The following is a 20,050-nucleotide window of genomic DNA, read 5'->3' as shown; positions in this document are numbered from 1 at the left end:
TCCCTCCAAAAACAGCCCTTATAATACTTAGGCTTTGGTAATAATATGCTTATATTTTACACATTTTTTCAATATAATTCAACATTCTTCATGAATATTTGATGAATTTTTAGTTATATCTATCGATAAATATTATAAATATAAATATTTAAACCCTCTCTATTGCCTAATTACTGCGATTCTCTACACATATTACATTCCCGTAATTATAATACTATTTATCTTTTTTAAGATTCTCTAACAATAATAAAATTACTGGTCTTATAAGTTCATCAAAATCATTATTATATATACTAATAGATCTAACTATAATTGAACGAATAAAAGCTCCCTTATGCACTAAGGAAGCTTTTATCATTTCATATGTATATCCCTTACATATATACGTGAAATCAGAAGTTTCTGGTCAGATAACACATTCCCCAATGTGTCATTTTTTTCACATTACGTATTGTACATCAAAAATTTTTAATAGACAAGAGTTTATTCACTTCTTTTTCATGAATCCTTCTAAAACTTTCAATGTGAAAAAGAATTTACATCTCATTAAACAACCTTATGTTGCCATGTTCCTCGAATAAATCTCAAATAAGAACAACATAATCTTAGAGACTGATCGAAGCACAAAGATAACCATGCCCCAAAAAGTCCTAAACCTAGTGTAATGCACAATAAATAAGTAATAATAGGACGAATGATTGCTACGCTTACAAGAGAATATTTCATGATGTAATATGTATCTCCTGCCCCTTTCAACACACCGGAATACACTTGCTGTAATGCTTGAGGGAATGCAGCGATAGCCATAATGCCCATCAAAGTGGCTGAAAGTGTGACAACATCACTTTCACGAGTATATAACTGTACTAAAAAATCACCAGGACCAATAAAGATTAATGCACTTACAAGGCCCACGACTAAACCAATACGAGCACCAATTTTACCATAAGTACGTGCAATATCTGGTCGTTTGTGTCCCAGACTTTGCCCAGTATGAGATGCACCTGCAAATCCAAGACCCATCGCAAAATAGTAAAATATATCCATTAAATTCATACATACGTAATGTGCTGCTAAAGGTACCGCACCTAAGGAAGCAACAATCATAGTGTATGTATACATACCGAATCGCTCAAAGAACTGTTCTCCTAAAGAACTGCCACCGACATGAAACATTGTATGTAATACGGGCCTTTCAAAAGTCCATTTCGATGGATGGCGCAATGTTAATCCAGTAGAAGTATGTTGTGAAATCGTACGCAACAACAATAATGCAATAATAGCACTACTGATCATAGTGGATACACCTGCCCCCATAACGCCAAGTTCAGGGAAGAAACCAATACCATAAATCAAGAAGAAATTCATTATCGTATTCAAAATATTCCCTACTACATTAGATTTAAAAATAACTTTAGTGTTACCATATCCAATGAGTGCAGCCCCTACGATTTGGCTAAAGGACTGAAATATTAAGCTAATAACTATGAAACGACCATACCAAACGGCTGTTTCAATATAGCCATCTTCAGCACCCGTAAAACGTAGAATATGCTCTAAGTTCAAGAAACATATCAATAATAACGGTACATAAATTAAAAAATTCAATAAAATAGATTGCTTGAGTACGGCATTCATACCATCTACATCGCCTTCACCATGACGACGAGCTATAATTGCCGTCACAGCAATGGATAAGGCTCGACAAAAGATGAGCATTACCATCTCAGGTTGACCCATAATGCCTACCGAAGCAAGAGCTGACGCACCTAAGGCACCAACCATCGCCAAATCAATGGCAGTCATAAATTGTAACATCAAGCCTTGTAATGTAGCTGGCCAAGCTATTTTTAAATAATTACCATATAGCTGCTTTGTAGTTCCTACAGCTCCTAATCGTTCTGCAACAGGCAACATGGTGTCTATTGAAAGCCATCGTTGTATACGGTCTAACATCCTATCTCCTATTCATGCAAGATCATACATAATAGAGGTATCACTTTACCTCTTATTTCCACTGTATTATATCACACAACATATGAGAAGTCATTCATATGTTATGCATTTTAAATAAGAATACATATCAAAATAGCAAAAGAACCTCTTATACGAAATGTATATACCCTATCAAGTACAACAATGTATAAGAGGTTCTTTAGTTTTACAGAGAAATAACTATCTTAGACTATTATCAAAATTAGTTCTCAACTCTTAACCTTTAGAAGCTAATAATTGATGTACTACGGCACGCAAGTCATCTAAGCCTTGTTTAGTTTCAGCCAATTCTTGACGTTGACGTTCATTTTCAGCTTCTAATGTATTTAGACGCGCTGCTTGATTAGCAATAACCGTTTTTTGATTACTATTTTCTTTTTTGAGACTAGATACTTCATCTTGCATTACATAAACAGAGCTAATAGGCCCCGCCTTATAGCGTTCTGGAATAGCGTCTTTTCTTTCACGACTACCACCAAATTTATGCGTTACACCTGCATTTACCATGTTATGGCTAGTACCAAGTGAAACACCTACGTTGAACATAGTATCTTCAGTTCGGTAGTGAGCAATACCGATGGCACCCGCAGTTTCACCACGGTAGTTACCAATACCAGCCATAATTTGTGTTGGTTCCAATGGATCATATTGAATTGGTTTCAACGCTGCCATAGCTGCTGCATGAGCACCAACACGTTGTGTTTCAGTACCAACACGGTTAACAGCTTCTTGTAAACCAGCATTAGATGCTTTCAATTGGCTAACATTTACTGCATCAGTATCAGCTGTGCCAGGCGCTACTCCATGAATTTTGTTGCCACCATTATTTAAGCCGTCTACAGTAAGTGATACAGGGCTAGCTGCTGTATCTGCAGGAGTAATAGTCATACCACCCCCATTAATTGTAGTAGAGTTGCCAGCTGCATCTTTCACAGTTGTACCTGCAGGAGTGATTTTAGTAGATACACCGTTTTCATCACCTACAATAACACTGTTTAGGCCTTTTAAGTCTTTAGCCAAGCCATATGTGAAAGTAGTTCTATCTTGGTTAACTACAAGATTATCACCAGCTTGGAATTTTACGGTATCACTACCTTGTACTTTTTCAACAGTACCTCCTGCAGCTGTTACCTTCCATGCAGATATATCTTTAACTTGTTGTTTACCAGCATCTGTCAAGTTGCTCAAGTCTTGATTTGCAGCATTATCAATTTTGCCTTTAGTTGCATCATCGAGTTTAACAGTTACATCGTCGCCATTAGCAACCGTAGTAAGGCCATTTTCACCTTTCACATTAAATTTCACATCACCTGTGCTCAACGATTTTTCATCGGTAGAACCAGAGTTACCACCTAAAGAAATCTTGCGAGCAATAGCTGTCGTGTTTTTGTCGATATTAGCTTTATTGGTTGCGATGTTATCCTTATTAGTTGCAATATCAGCAGCATTTCTATCAATTGCAGCTTTATTATTAGCTATTTTTTGCTTGTTATCCGCAATGGCATCAGCATTTTTACCAATCTTATCTGTATTATCAGCAATGTTGGCTTTGTTTTCTGCTACTTGATCATCAACATGTTTCAATTGATCTTCTGTGGCGGCACGTCCAGAGACAGGCTGTGTTTGACCCGGAGTCCATGCAGTGTTAGTCAAACCCGTTACTTGAGGTGTTTCTACACCTTCTGTAGCTTTCACTTTTGGTGCTGTAATAGTTTGATTTGCTTTTACAGTATTGAAAGTTACGTCTTGTTTAGTAGCAATTGTGAAATCTTTACCATTTTGAGTAATGGAAATGTTATCACCATCGATAAACTTAACTGTATTGCCACCTTCAACTTTTTCAGCAGTATTACCATTAGCTACTACGTTCCATGCGGATAAATCTTTAACTTGTTGTTTACCAGCATCTGTTAAGTTGCTCAAATCCGTATTTGCTGCATTATTGATTTTATTAGCCGTAGCATCATCTAATTTGACAGTTACATCGTCTCCATTAGCTTCAGTAACAATACCATTTTGCCCTTTAATATTGAATTTCACATCGCCTGTACTTAAGGATTTCTCATCGGTTGAACCAGTATTACCACCTAAGGAAATCTTACGACCAATAGCTTCTGTATTTTTATCAATATTAGCTTTATTGGCTGCGATATCGCCAGCATTTTTAGTGATGGCCGCTTTGTTATCTGCAATATTTTGTTTATTCGTCGCAATATTATCTTTATTAGTTGCTATATCGGCTTTATTAGTTGCGATATTATCTTTGTTAGTAGCAATATCTACTGCATTTTTATCAATTGCAGCTTTATTATCAGCTATTTTTTGTTTGTTATCCGCAATAGCCTCTGCATTTTTACCAATCTTATCTGTATTGTCAGCAATCTTGGCTTTATTTTCTGATACTTGATCATCAACATGTTTCAATTGGTCTTCTGTGGCTGCACGACCAGATACAGGTTGTGTTTGACCTGGAACCCACGCAGTGTTCGTCAAGCCTGTTACTTGAGGTGTTTCAACTCCAGTTGTCGCTTTAACCTTTGGCGCTGTAATCGTTTGAGTAGCTGTTACCGTATCAAAGGTTACATCTTTCTTAGTAGAAATGGTGAAGTCCTTACCATTTTGAGTAATGGAAATGTTATCACCATCGATAAACTTAACGGTGTTACCACCTTCAACCTTTTCAGCCATCTCATTATTAGCGACTACATTCCAAGCTGCTAAGTCCTTAACTTGTTGCTTACCGTCAGGAGTCAAATTGCTCAAGTCTTGGTCCGCTGCATTCTCGATTTTACCTTTAGTCGTATCATCGAGTTTAACAGTCACATCGTCGCCATTAGCAACCGTAGTAAGACCATTTTCACCTTTCACATTGAATTTCACATCACCTGTGCTCAAGGATTTTTCATCGGTAGAACCAGAGTTACCACCTAAAGAAATCTTACGGCCAATAGCTGTCGTGTTTTTGTCGATGTTAGCTTTATTGGTTGCGATGTTATCCTTATTAGTAGCAATATCTGTTTTGTTCGCAGCAATATTGTCTTTGTTAGTGGCAATATCTACTGCATTTTTATCAATTGCTGTTTTATTGTCAGCTATTTTTTGCTTGTTATCCGCAATGGCATCAGCATTTTTGCCAATCTTATCTGTATTATCAGCAATATTGGCTTTGTTTTCTGCTACTTGATCATCAACGTATTTCAATTGGTCTTCTGTAGCTGCACGACCAGATACAGGTTGTGTTTGGCCTAGAGTCCATGCAGTGTTAGTCAAACCTGTTACTTGAGGAGTTTCAACCCCAGTTGTCGCTTTAACCTTTGGCGCTGTAATCGTTTGAGTAGCTGTTACCGTATCAAAAGTTACATCTTTCTTAGTAGAAATGGTAAAGTCTTTACCATTTTGAGTAATAGAAATGTTATCACCATCAATAAATTTAACAGTATTACCACCTTCAACCTTTTCAGCCGTCTCATTATTAGCGACTACATTCCAAGCTGCTAAATTCTTAATCTGTTGCTTACCGTCAGGAGTCAAATTGCTCAAGTCTTGGTCCGCTGCATTCTCGATTTTACCTTTAGTCGCATCATCGAGTTTAACAGTCACATCGTCACCATTAGCAACCGTAGTAAGACCGTTTTCACCTTTAACATTGAATTTCACATCACCTGTGCTCAAAGATTTTTCATCAGTCGAACCAGAGTTACCACCTAAAGAAATCTTACGAGCGATAGCAGCAGTATTTTGAGCAATATTAGCTTTATTAGAAGCAATATCCCCTTTATTTGTAGCAATGTCGCCAGTATTTTTAGTAATTGCAGTTTTATTATCGGCTATTTTTTGCTTATTATCTGAAATAGCATCAGCATTCTTACCAATTTTATCTGTATTGGCTGCGATATCAGCTTTATTCGCAGCAATATTGTCCTTATTAGTAGCAATATTACCTGCATTCTTATCAATTGCCGTTTTATTGTCAGCAATTTTTTGTTTATTGTCGGCAATGGCATCAGCGTTTTTGCCAATTTTATCTGTATTATCAGCAATATTGGCTTTGTTTTCTACCACTTGATTATCAACTTGTTTCAATTGATCTTCTGTGGCTGCACGACCAGATACAGGTTGTGTTTGACCTGGAACCCATGTAGTGTTAATCAAGCCTGTTACTTGAGGTGTTTCGACCCCAGTTATCGCTTTCACTTTTGGCGCTGTAATCGTTTGAGTAGCTGTTACCGTATCAAAGGTTACATCTTTCTTAGTGGAAACGGTGAAATCTTTACCATTTTGAGTAATAGAAATGTTATCACCATCGATAAACTTAACTGTATTACCACCTTCAACCTTTTCAGCCGTTTCATTATTAGCGACTACATTCCAAGCTACTAACTCCTTAACTTGTTGTTTACCATCAGGAGTCAAATTGCTCAAATCTCGATCAGCTGCATTCTCGATTTTACCTTTAGTCGTATCATCGAGTTTAACTGTCACATCGTCGCCATTAGCAACAGTCGTAAGACCATTTTCACCTTTCACATTGAATTTCACATCACCTGTGCTCAAGGATTTTTCATCGGTAGAACCAGAGTTACCACCTAAGGAAATCTTACGGGCAATAGCAGTAGTATTTTGAGCGATATTAGCTTTATTAGAAGCAATATCCCCTTTGTTTGTAACAATATCGCCAGTATTTTTATCAATTGCAGATTTATTGGCAGCTATCTTTTGCTTGTTATCTGCAATGGCATCAGCATTTTTGCCAATCTTATCTGTATTATCAGCGATATTGGCTTTATTTTCCGCTACTTGATCATCAACGTGTTTCAATTGGTCTTCTGTAGCGGCACGACCAGATACAGGTTGTGTTTGTCCCGGAGTCCATGCAGTGTTGGTCAAGCCTGTTACTTGAGGAGCTTCAACCCCAGTTGTCGCTTTAACCTTTAGCGCTGTAATCGTTTGAGTAGCTGTTACCGTATCAAAAGTTACATCTTGTTTAGTAGAAATGGTGAAGTCCTTACCATTTTGAGTAATAGAAATGTTATCACCATCGATAAACTTAACTGTATTGCCACCTTCAACTTTTTCAGCAGTATTACCATTAGCTACTACATTCCATGCGGATAAATTCTTAACTTGTTGTTTACCGTCAGGAGTCAAATTGCTCAAGTCTCGATCAGTTGCATTATCGATTTTGCCTTTAGTCGTATCATCGAGTTTAACAGTCACATCGTCGCCATTAGCAACAGTAGTAAGACCATTTTCCCCTTTTACGTTAAATTTCACATCACCTGTGCTCAAGGATTTTTCATCGGTAGAGCCAGAGTTACCACCTAAAGAAATCTTACGACCGATAGCAGCAGTATTTTGGGCAATATTAGCTTTATTAGAAACAATATCCCCTTTGTTTGTAGCAATTTCACCCGCATTTTTGTCAATTGCTGTTTTATTGTCAGCAATTTTTTGCGTATTCGCAGCAATACTGTCCTTATTGGCAGCAATATCTGTTTTGTTTGTTGCAATATCGCCTGCATTTTTAGCTATTGCAGTTTTATTTGTATCAATAGCAATTTTGTTAGCTTCAGCTTTATCATCAACTTTTTTCAATTGAGATACATTGACAGCATCTTTATCAGCAACACCATCTGCTACATTAGCAACTTTCAAATTCCCAGCATTGATACCTTTATCACCATCAATTTTAACAGTTTCATTACCGCCAGCATTATTGAAAGAAGCACTGTTTAATTTAGAAAGATCTTTTTTCAAAGCTACAGAGATTTTCTTATCATTTCTAGCAACCGCAACATTATCGTCACCAGAAAAATCTACTGTATTACCTTTTTCAACCGCTACTGGTGTAGCTTCACCATTAGCAGAAAGATTCCAACCATATTTATTTTGATCAATCGCTTGATTAATCGCATTAGCTACGTTAGCAGAATCCGCCATACCAGCAGTCGCTGTAGCGCTACCATTTGCTACAGTAATGTCTTGCTTTTTACCAGAAACTGTAATTTTCTTACCATTAGCTGTAGTGCTGATGTATGTATTATCACCATTTACAGCCAATTTACTATTAGCAAGGTTCACATCGCCTGTACCAGTATCACCTGTAAAAGCTAGATTAACACTCTTTAACTGTGCCACGTTTACTGCATCTGTATCAGCAGTACCAGCAGCAACATAGTTAATTTGACGTGTTTGGTTTATCGTACCAACAGCAACACCACCTAATTTAGACGTTAGGGCAGCACCACTTAAACCAGCATATATATCTGTACGACTAGCATTAACATTATATCCCGCTACGCCTGAAGCAATATCAGCTATAGATTTTGAACCAACAGCTACACCATCTACTACTTTACCTCTAGCGCCATCACCAACAGCTACAGAACGACTCGCAGATGCGTCTGTTGCGGCATTTGGGCCAATAGCAATAGAATTATCGGCCGTAGCACCAGTATTATCTTTATTAGCAGCATCAGAAGATTTTATAGATATATATTTATAAGCGATTTGGTCTACAATAGCGCTAAGTTGAGAGCCATTAATTGCATCTGTGGAAGTAGCACTTACTTCGCCAGGAGCCACATGTTTCAACTGACGTTCATACCCTTTAGAACCAAAAGATACAACGTCACCTGGCAATGTTTTATCACCACCAGCCCAGGAAGCAACAACGTTATTTGGCAAAGTATAGCTAGATTGTTTTGTACCGCCTACATCAGTGTTAGAACCACCACCGATGGCAATAGCATTATCACGATTTGCCCTAGCCCCTGTGCCAATAGCAATAGCATTTGTTACATCATTATTGGCTTGACCAGAAGCCCCACTAGAAGTTCCTGATAAACGATCCTTCGCATTTGCACCTGTACCAATGGCAATGCCCACATTGCCTGACTGACCTTTCATGCCTAATGTGATACCGGATTCACCAGCCGTTGCCGATGTATATAGTGGGTTTCTCATATCAAATCCTGTTAAGCTTTGAACCGCACTACGCAAATCCCCAGTTTTATTCTCACCATTATTCGTAGTGTAAATAACTTTTACACCATCGGCTTTAACTACATCATCGCCACCAATAACAATAGAAGAGTTACCTTGAGCTATTGTATTTCCCCCAATGGCAATTGCTTGCTCCCCAATTACTCTTGCACCTTCATTAGCAGTATTACCACCACCAATAGCGATTCCTTGTGGACTGTTAACACTGGTACTAGAATTAGACCCTATTGCAATAGAATATCCACCTGCAGCTGCTGCATTTTGACCGAAACCTACAGCTTTATCACCAGTAACAGAAGCACCAGCCCCCAAGCCTACTGCTGTTGCATGCATATTTGTAGGCAAAGTATTTGCCGCCATAGAGATGCTAGCATTAGTCATTGCTAATGCAGCCAAAATTGCTGCTACAACAATTTTCTTTTTGCCACTATTATTCTTAGCGAACTCAGATACTACTACGTAGCAGTTTTTTGATTTGCTCCAAACCACTTTAAAAATCTTATTCATACTTTCTCCTATAAAATATAGTAATAGTAATGCTCCCTCGATGTTTTATCATATGGTAAGTCATACGAGAATTCCAAAATCTTCAATATTATAAGTATATCAAAACCTTTAATACGCTATCAAGCTTTTTCATTTTTTATTCATAATTCTACGCGGCGTACAAATGCAGCATTAATGCGTTTTATAGTGATTTATATCACAAATTTATATAAAATACGGGCTTATTTTATACCATAACGAAGAGATAAAATGAATATAAATTCATAATCATTATTTTAAACTTGTTTTATAAGATTATATTTTCCCACCACCTCATCAATTCATCTTACATTACATAACAAAAAGCTATCTCATAGAAATAACAATCTACAAGATAGCTTTATTGCTAGTTTATATAATTAAATAGGGAAAATCAATTAAGTTAAATTAAAGGCATATACACTTTGTTCGTGTGCTAATTGTATGCGCTTATGTAAGCGTTTCATATATGTACGATATATCGCTTGTGCTTCTTCGACAGATATGATATCAAAATGAATTCCATCCCCCACTGGTAATTGGCTTAACCTAGGTAAATCTGCCGTAATCACAGTACCAATCTTTGTATAGCCACCTGTTGTTTGCCGATCTGCCATGAGCACTATAGGGTTTCCATCAGAAGGAACTTGGATAGAACCAAATACAGCGCCATCGGAGATAATATCTGCACCATCTATATGCTCTATAACAGGGCCATCCAAGCGAAAGCCCATGCGATCACATTGTACAGTCAATGTATATATTTTACTACCAAAGGTCTTGATTCCTTTCTCTGTAAAATACTTTGCTTGATTTCCGAGAACAACACGCAAAGGTTCGTGACACTCACGGCCGCCGCGGTTATATAAGGCGATATTGAATAAGTTATGACCATCATAGAAGTCGCACACATTCACTTCGTCTCTAGTAAATGCTTTAATGCCAAACTGATCACCTGCTTGTAACGGTCTCCCCTCAAGACCACCTATCTTAGCCTTTGTATGAGTCGATACGCTACCATTAATAGTAGGAACATCAATACCGCCGGAGAAAGCAATATACATACGCACGCCACATTGGCTAAAGCTACCAGAAATAATATCTCCTTCATGACATATAAAAGGTATGTATCGAGGCACGACTATATTATTAATAGTGGGGTGCATATCAGCCCCTGTAAAAGCAACAATACATGTACCTTGAACCGTTAGTGTAGGCGGTAGCACGGTGCATTCTAAAGCACCTAAAAGCTCCTTGTTTCCTACTAAAGCCTGCCCCAATAGATAGCTTTCACTATCCATAGGCCCCGCTACAGGCATACCATATTGTTGATAGCCGACTCGTCCTGCATCTTGAATCGTTGTATACATCCCTGGTCCATCTACGTGGATTGAAGCTTTCTTAAAACTATTTAAAGCCACGCAAATCACCTACCTCTACTTCATGTACAACAGGAACATAAGCTGAACCTAAAGATTTAATACGATAAAATTCAGTATCATCGATGGGCACATAACGAACGTAGTCCCCTGCTCTTAATAATGCAGCTTGTTTTTTAGACATATCATACATAGTCACAGGTGTACGCCCAATGATCTGCCATCCCCCTGGAGAATCTGATGGATATGTGCCAGTCTGTTCTCCTGCAATACCTACAGACCCGGCAGGAATCAAAGTTCTTGGCGAAGACAACCGCGGAGTTGCAATGCGAGGATCCATTCCACCTAAGTAAGTAAAACCAGGAATAAAACCTAACATATAAACCAAATAATCAGTACCACTATGAATGGATACAACCTCAGCTTCACTTATATGATTGTGAGAGGCTACAAAACCTAGATCTGGACCATACTCGCCACCGTATATGGTCGGGATTTCAACAATCGTAACACGTTCATTTGCGCTGTCTGTTACAGTTTCTTGTAATATAGGATTAATAGTTCCACAAATGTCGGAATACGTATATACCATTGCATCATATTGAACAAGCAATGCACAGTATGTAGGAACTAGTTCAATAATTCCATCTAGCTGTAAGAGTTTAATCTGCTCTATAACTTGTCGGATTTGTCGATTAATCTTTGGATCTATTACTTGACCAAAATCAATAGAGATAGCGCAATCCCCTACAGGTGAAATTGTAGGTTTCATATGTACCTCCTGCTATAACTAGAAAGAACCATCACATTCAAGACGAACGTAATGGTGCTTTCACAGATAATTAATTAACCTAGTAACTTAGCAATACCTTTTAAAGATGTAACACCAATATAAGATGTTACGAGCACTACAATCCACCCTGTATAATATAAAAGTTTATTGTGTTTATATGTTCCTACGATTTCAGATTTATGAGTTGCGACAAGCATAACTGCCAATGTAACAGGTAATATTAACCCATTTACAGAACCGGCTAAAATCAATAGAGATGCTGGTTTACCAATAAAAATCAGGATACATGTGGAAATAAAGATAAATGCCATAATAGTCAATTTTTCATTTCGTTCTACCACCTTAAACAATGTTTTTAAGAAGGATACTGATGTGTAGGCAGCCCCTACTACAGAGGTCAATGCGGCACAGAAGAACACTATACCGAATAATTTATGCCCGATTTCACCAGCTCCTAAAAGAAAAGCAGAACCAGCTGGATCCTTAGCATCTAGTACAAATCCCATAGATACCACACCAAGAACAGCTAAGAATAATAATATACGAACTAGCGCATCAACAGACATGCCCATAATCGCTGCACGACGTACATCCTTTAAATGTTCTTGACCTGTAATACCAGCATCAATAAGGCGATGACCACCAGAGAATGTTATATAGCCACCTACGGTCCCTCCAATAAGAGTTATCGTAGCAAGCCACGGATAATTCGTAGGTACTATCGCATGAGTCACTGCTGTCCCTACCGGGGGATTCGTTGAAAATGCTACATAAGCAATGAGGACGAGCATAACCGTACCGAGTACTTTAGCCGTATTATCTAGAACACCACCCATCTTCTTAGATGTAAATAGTAAGATGCCCAAAATACCACTAATAGCCGCTGCTGTTGTTGTGTCGATACCAAATATAATATTGAGGCCCATAGAAGCACCACCAATATTACCGATATTAAAGGCTAATCCACCAAGGGAAATTAAAAATGCCACTATATACCCAAGGCCTGGTAATACCTTATTCGCAATATCTTGACCGCGCATTTGGGATACACCAATAATTGTCCAGACATTAAGCTGTGCAATAATAGAGAAAATAACGGATATAACGATAGCAAATGCAAAGTCTGCTTTCAACTCATTTGTAAACGCTGCTGTTTGCAACATAAAGCCAGGCCCAATAGATGACGTGGCCATTAAGAAAGCTGCCCCTAATAGGACAGAGAAACTCGCTTTACCTGTAATTGGTTTCATAGGAACCTCCAAAATAATAATTAATCTATGTCATACTTATTGCTTAAAGCTCATACTTGCTTTTAATACTTATATTCGTATTTTCTGTTAGTATTAATTAAGCATTTATTTTAATGTTCTTAATAGTGTTATCGGTGTTGAAAATTCGCCACCGTTATACCAGCTTTTAATAGCCCTTCCCGAATATACTTTGTGAAAGCTATCGCTTCAGGATTATCTCCATGAACACATATGGAATCTGTCACAATATCAATGGTCTTCCCCGTATTAGTAACAACCTTACCCTTTGTAACCATCATGAGAACTCGGTCTAAAGCCTCTTGTGGGTCTTTGATGAAAGCACCTACTTCTGTACGAGGAACCAATGTTCCCTCCTCTGTGTAGCCACGATCGGCAAACACCTCCTGTATAACAGAAATACCTCGTCGCTGTGCCTCTTGAGCAATATAGCTACCACTCAATACCATGGCCGCAATATTGGGATTTACTGCTTGTAAACCATCTAAAATTGCATCAGCTATTACAGGCGTAACACAAGCTGTATTGTAAAAGGCACCGTGTAACTTCATATGCTGTAAAATAAGGTCATGGCTATCACAAAAAGCTTGTAGTGCGCCCAGTTGGTATATCATATAGGCTTTTGCCTCCGCAGGATTTACTGCCATCGCACGACGACCAAATCCCATCAAATCTGGATAACCAGGGTGTGCCCCTACGGCTACGCCCTTTTCTTTACACATGCGGACAGTCGCATCCATAATAAGAGGATCTCCAGCGTGCCAACCACAAGCAATATTAGCACTTGTTACGTGATTTAATACTTCACTATCCATACCTAATGTATAATTACCAAAACTTTCGCCTAAATCACTATTTAAATCTACATAATGAGACATATACTATTACCTCTCCATCTTCATCTATTTTATAAATTCTATAGAATATCGAATTTAATGATACGATTATACTAAATAAACCTATATCTTAGCAAGGATATTTATCAAATCTACAAAATTATTTTATAAATACAAAAACCACAAGATTAAAATCTTGTGGTTTGTATGTATACTCTTTTTTATCTGACCCTACTATATCCCATCATGAGCTCATAAATAGTATTTTGTATATTATCCGATTCTGTTATTTCAGAAACGGCACAAATAAAATCGGGATGCGCTTGCCAAACGGTATCAGTATTTGTCATTTTAATCCCCCCAATAGCAACAATAGGAAACTTACTAAATTGCTTTGCCCAATATACATAAGAAATTCCTACAGGATTAGCATTGGGTTTTGTCTGTGTAGAAAAAATAGGCCCTACCCCAATATTACCTATAGTAAATGTATCCAATATATCAATTACCTCCTACAAAGCTAACGATTTCTAATCTGTCAGCAGCCGTTAATTTAGTGGTTGTATATGCTTCCTTACTAAGAATCTCTCCATTAAGCTCAACTACAAAGTGTTTACCAGAATAGCCTAATTCATCAAGAATCAAATGAAGTTGCTCACCTACAACATACTTTGGCTCTCCATTAACAATCAAATCCATAATGACCTCCCATATGAAAAAGCTTATAAAATATCAATATATTCTTCTTGTAAAGCTTTATTCATACTGCGTACAGCACAGAACTTGCCACACATCGAACAGGTTTCACTATGATCTTCCTCCGGTGCTCTACTTTCACGAATAGAACGAGCCCGTTCAGGATCAAGGGCACAAGCATATTGTGCCTCCCAATCGAGAACTTGACGTGCTTTAGCCATAGTGTCATCTATATCTCTTGCATTAGGAATACCACGAGCAATATCTGCAGCATGCGCCGCTATTTTGAAAGCCATAATTCCGTCTTTTACATCATCTGCATTTGGTAAGGCTAAATGTTCCGCTGGTGTAACATAGCACAAGAATGACGCCCCATGCATACCAGCTACAGCCCCACCAATGGCAGCCGTAATATGGTCGTAGCCAGGAGCAATATCTGTTACGAGCGGCCCCAACACATAGAAGGGCGCTCCATCACACAAGGACTCTTGTATTTCCATATTCATTTGTATTTGATGTAAAGGTACATGCCCAGGTCCTTCAATCATAGCTTGTACACCATATTGTTTCGCTCGTTTTGCCAATTCACCAAGCCTTACAAGCTCTTCAATTTGGCACACATCAGTTGCATCCGCCAAGCAACCTGGACGACAAGCATCACCTAAAGACAAAGTAACATCATATTCTTTGCAAATCTTTAAGATTTCATCAAAGTATTCATAGAATGGATTTTCATGGCCTGTCATGCTCATCCATGCAAACACCAAGCTTCCTCCGCGGCTAACAATATTAAGCATCCGTTTATGATTCTTAATTTGATCTATTGTTTTTCTTGTAATACCGCTGTGAATAGTAATAAAATCTACACCATCTTGTGCGTGTAATCGAATAGTATCCAAGAAATCTTGAGCCGTTAATTCACCCAAATCTTTTTGATGATGAATGACACTATCATAGATAGGCACTGTACCAATCATTACTGGCGATGTCTCGATTAATTTGCGTCTAAAAATACGAGTATCACCATGAGTGGAAAGATCCATAATCGACTCAGCTCCAAGTCGAATAGCTCGATTAACCTTTTCAATCTCACTATCATAATCAGTGACATCTTTCGATGTACCTAAATTAACATTGACTTTAGTTCTTAGACGCTTACCAATCCCCTCAGGCGAAATGCTAGTATGTTGCTTGTTACAAGGAATAACAACCTTTCCTGCTGCCACTAGGGAACATAACACCTCTTCATCCATACGTTCTTTTTCCGCGACTACTTTCATTTCCTTCGTAACTACGCCAGCTACAGCCGATTCCAATTGTGTCATAAACATTTTTACATCCTCCTATATAAAAGACATATATAGTTAGGTATGCAAAAATGGGTATCGAACAAAATGATCGATACCCATATTAAGTATTAGCGTGCTTCCTACGCGGGCATGATCCCGATCAGGTATAAAGGTCAGGTGCTCGCAGCCCTTTCTCAGCCTATATAATAGGCTCCCTTGCATACTCACTATATAATTATGCTATTAATATTACTACTTTATTCAGATTTGTCAAATGATTATTCTGACACTTTTACGTCTATTCTTTATTTCTCAGCCTTATCTTGGTCTTTGCTATTATCGGAATCTGCTTTTTCAGAGATTACAATATGCCCATCCTTAACATCAGCAAGCAAGTGTTTAGCATCTATGTGATCCAAGTAGAAGTCAGTTACATTATCGCGGATTTCAGATTCGATAACACGACGTAATGGACGAGCGCCCATAGTTTTGTCATACCCTTGTTCCATCAACAATTCTTTAGCTGCATCTGTTACATCAAGAGTGATGTCTTTCTTAGCCAAAGTCTTATTAACTTGGTCGAGCATCAAATCTACGATTTTTTTCAAATCTTCTTTGCTTAATTGATTGAACTCGATAACTGCGTTGAAACGGTTCAAGAACTCTGGACGGAAGAATGGAGCGATGCGTTCCATTACATCTACTTTATTTTCATCATCATTGTCACTGCCATAACCGAAACCTGCATTGGATGTAGCGATGATAACAGTATTTTTAAAGTTTACTGTATTACCTTGACCATCTGTTAAGCGACCATCATCCAATACTTGTAGAAGTAATGTGATAACTTGAGGGTCTGCTTTTTCGATTTCATCGAATAATACGATGGAATAAGGATTACGACGAACACGTTCCGTCAATGTGTTGGAGTTATCTTCGTAACCAATATAACCAGCTGTAGCACCTATCAATTTAGATACGGCTGTGCGATCACTATATTCGGACATATCCAAGCGAATGATTGCATCTTTGTTACCAAACATATCTAAAGCTAATTGTTTAGCTAATTCTGTTTTACCTACGCCAGTAGGACCTACGAATAAGAAGCTACCGATTGGACGGTTACCTTCGTCAAAGCCTGCACGGTTACGACGAATTGCTTTAGATACAGCTTCTACTGCTTTATCTTGACCAATTACATGAGCTTCTAAACGAGATTTCATGTCTTTCAAGCGTTCGATATCGGATGCTCCCATTTGAGATACAGGGATACCTGTCATTCTTTCAACGGCTTCTGCTACATCGTTAACCTTAGCCACTACCTTTTGATTTTCTGTATGGTTATCAAGCTCTGCTTGTAACTTTTGAATACGCATTTTTTCATTAATCGCAGATTCATAGTCTTCTTTTTGAGCATATTCCTCTTGTTTTGCTTTAGCATCTGCAATATCGGCTTCCAATGTTTTAATATCTGTTACAGGATGTTGAGATGCCAAGTGAGCTGCTGTTACATCGATTAAGTCGATAGCTTTATCAGGCAAGCTACGTTGTGGAATATATTGTACGGAATAATCTACAGCTGCTTTCAACACCGCATCTGGCAATTCAATATTATGATGCGCTTCGTACAATGGACGAATGCCTTGTAAGATTTTGAAAGTATCTTCTGCAGATGGTGCATTAACCTTAACTTCATTGAAACGACGAGCAAGAGCTGCGTTTTTCATGATTGTGTTACGGTATTCATCTTGTGTTGTAGCACCTATAACTGTCATTTCACCACGGGACAAAGCAGGCTTCAAGATATCTGCCAAGCCTTTGGACCCTTGACCATCACCTGTGGACCCAGCACCCAAAATTTGGTGAATTTCATCGAAGAACAAGATAATATTCCCAGCGGCTTTTACCTCTTTAATAAGGTTTTGAATGTTTTCTTCGAAGGAACCACGGTATTGAGTACCAGCTTCCAATCCGGAAATATCGATGGAAATGATTTCTTTATTTTTAATAGCTGCTGGAACATCACCATTTACAATAGCTTGTGCCAAGCCTTCTACTACTGCAGTTTTACCAACACCAGCATCACCTACAAGTACAGGATTATTTTTAGTACGACGCGCCAAGATTTCTGCGGTTTCTTGGATTTCTTTGTTACGACCAATTACAGGATCGAGTTTACCATCACGAGCTTGTTGAGTTAAGTTTGTCCCCAAACGAGCAAGGATGCCATCTTGTTTAATTTTACCTTGTTGCGCAGCTTGAGCAGCTTGCATTTCCTCATTAGATGGTAATCGACCAGTTTGACGATAAAACGCAAATTCTTCTGGAGTTACTTCGCGACCATTAATCTTATAACTACGTCGTTCTGTGGAATACCCCCCCATATTACCCATCAATTGATTAAACAAATCATTCATGCTAGAAAATTCATTACCAAAGTTGTTAAAGTTGTTGTTCATATATTTTACCCCCTCATACATCATAGAGTTTAACTATTTGACTAATAATATTTTTACTGGGTTTATTTACCCTATGACATTATAATAACCCTTAAAAGTCAAAAAGTCAATAAGTCAAAAGATAAATTTTAAAATATTTTTGACTTTATATTCTAACAACAAAAAAGGTTCCGTATTTCAGTTGAGGCTTATCGTCCATCAACTTCCTACGGAACCTTTTTTCTTTACGACATCGGATAACACTATAAGAATGTTATAGCGAAATCATCGTTTCAATTACTATATTTAATTATTAGCCTTTAGTTGCTAGTAAACTATTAACCATAGCTTTCAACGATTCGATTTCAGCTTGTTGTTTATCCAATACTTCTTTTTGTCTACTATTCTCTTGTTTCAAAGAGGTCATTTCATCCTGCATCACATAAATGGAGCTGATTGGACCGCCTTTGTAGCGTTCTGATACAGCTTTTTTAGCATCGCTGTTACCAAACTTGTGAGTATAGCCGGCATTGATCATATTATGACGTCCACCTACGGAAACACCCACGTTGAACATTGTATCTTCATTAGTATAATGAGCAAGACCTAATGCTGCTGCACTCTTACCACGATAGTTACCATATCCGGCCATCACTTGAGTTGGCTCTAATGGATCATATTGAATTGGTTTCAACGCTGACATAGCCGCCGCATGAGCGCCTACTCGTTGTGTTTCGGTTTCAACATTAGCAATTGCATTAGCAAGCTGAGCATTAGATTTTTTCAATTGACCAAGGTTAACTGCATCTGTATCTGCTGTACCAGCTGCAACGCCCTTGATTTGATTGTTGCCATTATTCAAGCCTTCAGTAGTCAAAGACACTGTACCAGCATTTGGATTTTGCGGATTAGCAGGTGTGATAGTCACGCCAGAGCCATTTACAACAGAGGTATTTCCTGCTGCATCTTTGCTCTTAATAGTGTCACCTTTCATAACAGTAGATGCACCATTATCGTCCTTCACTTCTACACTGGACAAACCATTTAAATCTTTAGCTAATTGTACTTGCAACTTGCCGTCTTTTGCATTAACGCCGATATTATTGTCAGTCAATTTCGTTGCGTCAGCACCACCAACAATTTCAAGTTTTTGATTCAATGTCTTGTCGATAACTGTATTTCCGTTATCGCCAGCGAAATGTAACCCATCATTCATTGTTGCTACGGTTTCTTTTACAGGATTGCCGTTAGCGTCTTTCGTTTCATAAACAATACGATCTTTACCAGCACCAGTACCTGTCAAGCCGTCAGCACCTTTAGCCGCCGTAATAGATGCATTCGCACCATCTTTACCGCGTACGCCCATAGTACCGTCAGCACCGTTCAATACAACGCCCGGTTTATCATTTGCTACATCGCCTACGGATACACTTTCAAGACCTGTCATATTCTTATTCAAGGAATACGTGAAAGTAGTACCTGTTTGGTCAATAGTGAGGTTGTCACCGGCACGGAATTCTACTTCCGTTTTATCGCCAACCTTAGTCGCTACATTATTGCCTGTCGCTTGGCCTGTACCTGTAGCACTGCTCTTCGCCAACCAACCGAAGTCCGCCACCTTATCTTCTACGGCCATCACACGAGTATCTACCGCTTGGATTTGGTCTTCTGTCGCTGCTTGACCGCTCACAGGAGCCTGTCCACGAGTCCAAGTCTTATTGGATAAACCGTTCACAGTACCTTTGTTGTCCTTGTTAACAGTTACATCACCCGCTTTGAGGTCTTTACCTTCTACAGTACCTTCGGATGTAATATTGCCTTTAGTC

General features: G+C 38.3%; 11 protein-coding genes and 1 riboswitch. All 11 genes read right to left on the bottom strand.

From position 1 onward, the window contains the following. Positions 1-546 precede the first annotated feature (546 nt). Complete coding sequence (locus ACMKPP_RS02540) at positions 547-1,956, bottom strand: MATE family efflux transporter (protein WP_008602691.1); 1,410 nt, start codon at positions 1,954-1,956, stop codon at positions 547-549. 255 nt (positions 1,957-2,211) lie between these two features. Further along, a complete protein-coding gene (locus ACMKPP_RS02535) occupies positions 2,212-9,507 on the bottom strand; it encodes an ESPR-type extended signal peptide-containing protein (RefSeq protein WP_418369265.1) in 7,296 nt (2,431 codons plus the stop codon). Positions 9,508-9,923: 416 nt separating this feature from the next. Further along, positions 9,924-10,946 (bottom strand): 5-oxoprolinase subunit C family protein, encoded by a 1,023-nt coding sequence (locus ACMKPP_RS02530; RefSeq protein ID WP_195395077.1) that lies wholly within the window; start codon positions 10,944-10,946, stop codon positions 9,924-9,926. After that, the gene (gene pxpB, locus ACMKPP_RS02525) at positions 10,933-11,676 is read right to left on the bottom strand and encodes a 5-oxoprolinase subunit PxpB (RefSeq protein WP_195395076.1); all 744 of its coding nucleotides are present in this window, start codon (positions 11,674-11,676) and stop codon (positions 10,933-10,935) included. The genes ACMKPP_RS02530 and pxpB overlap by 14 nt, the downstream gene beginning before the upstream one ends. A 74-nt stretch (positions 11,677-11,750) precedes the next feature. Further along, entirely contained in the window at positions 11,751-12,947 is a 1,197-nt protein-coding gene (locus ACMKPP_RS02520) for an NRAMP family divalent metal transporter (protein ID WP_008602694.1), read from the bottom strand. A gap of 128 nt (positions 12,948-13,075) precedes the next feature. After that, positions 13,076-13,843, bottom strand: a complete 768-nt coding sequence (locus ACMKPP_RS02515) for a LamB/YcsF family protein (RefSeq protein ID WP_418369264.1) — start codon at positions 13,841-13,843, stop codon at positions 13,076-13,078. A 179-nt stretch (positions 13,844-14,022) separates the two neighbouring features. Further along, the gene (locus ACMKPP_RS02510) at positions 14,023-14,298 is read right to left on the bottom strand and encodes a thiamine phosphate synthase (RefSeq protein WP_195395074.1); all 276 of its coding nucleotides are present in this window, start codon (positions 14,296-14,298) and stop codon (positions 14,023-14,025) included. Between the two features lie 4 nt (positions 14,299-14,302). After that, the gene (gene thiS / locus ACMKPP_RS02505; RefSeq protein WP_008602700.1) at positions 14,303-14,500 is read right to left on the bottom strand and encodes a sulfur carrier protein ThiS; all 198 of its coding nucleotides are present in this window, start codon (positions 14,498-14,500) and stop codon (positions 14,303-14,305) included. Positions 14,501-14,523: 23 nt separating this feature from the next. Then, positions 14,524-15,828, bottom strand: coding sequence for a phosphomethylpyrimidine synthase ThiC (thiC, locus tag ACMKPP_RS02500; protein ID WP_278470517.1), 1,305 nt, complete (start codon positions 15,826-15,828; stop codon positions 14,524-14,526). Between the two features lie 78 nt (positions 15,829-15,906). Then, positions 15,907-16,014: riboswitch (TPP riboswitch) on the bottom strand. 77 nt (positions 16,015-16,091) lie between these two features. Beyond that, positions 16,092-18,245 (bottom strand): ATP-dependent Clp protease ATP-binding subunit, encoded by a 2,154-nt coding sequence (locus tag ACMKPP_RS02495; RefSeq protein WP_413085561.1) that lies wholly within the window; start codon positions 18,243-18,245, stop codon positions 16,092-16,094. 292 nt (positions 18,246-18,537) lie between these two features. Next, the coding region (locus ACMKPP_RS02490; protein WP_418369263.1) for a YadA-like family protein at positions 18,538-20,050 on the bottom strand (1,513 nt) is incomplete at its 5' end.

Origin of the sequence: Veillonella parvula (genome assembly GCF_048309325.1) — a bacterium.
Classification (GTDB): Bacteria; Bacillota; Negativicutes; order Veillonellales; family Veillonellaceae; genus Veillonella; species Veillonella parvula_T.
The sequence above is the reverse complement of the archived record's forward strand: the minus strand, read 5'-3'. Positions and strand labels throughout refer to the sequence as shown.

Bases quoted from the DNA above. Each gene is read 5' to 3' on its own strand.
- ACMKPP_RS02540 (WP_008602691.1), bottom strand. From the start codon at position 1,956: ATGTTAGACCGTATACAACGATGGCTTTCAATAGACACCATGTTGCCT.
- ACMKPP_RS02535 (WP_418369265.1), bottom strand. From the start codon at position 9,507: ATGAATAAGATTTTTAAAGTGGTTTGGAGCAAATCAAAAAACTGCTAC.
- pxpB (WP_195395076.1), bottom strand. From the start codon at position 11,676: ATGAAACCTACAATTTCACCTGTAGGGGATTGCGCTATCTCTATTGAT.
- ACMKPP_RS02520 (WP_008602694.1), bottom strand. From the start codon at position 12,947: ATGAAACCAATTACAGGTAAAGCGAGTTTCTCTGTCCTATTAGGGGCA.
- ACMKPP_RS02515 (WP_418369264.1), bottom strand. From the start codon at position 13,843: ATGTCTCATTATGTAGATTTAAATAGTGATTTAGGCGAAAGTTTTGGT.
- thiS (WP_008602700.1), bottom strand. From the start codon at position 14,500: ATGGATTTGATTGTTAATGGAGAGCCAAAGTATGTTGTAGGTGAGCAA.
- thiC (WP_278470517.1), bottom strand. From the start codon at position 15,828: ATGTTTATGACACAATTGGAATCGGCTGTAGCTGGCGTAGTTACGAAG.
- ACMKPP_RS02495 (WP_413085561.1), bottom strand. From the start codon at position 18,245: ATGAACAACAACTTTAACAACTTTGGTAATGAATTTTCTAGCATGAAT.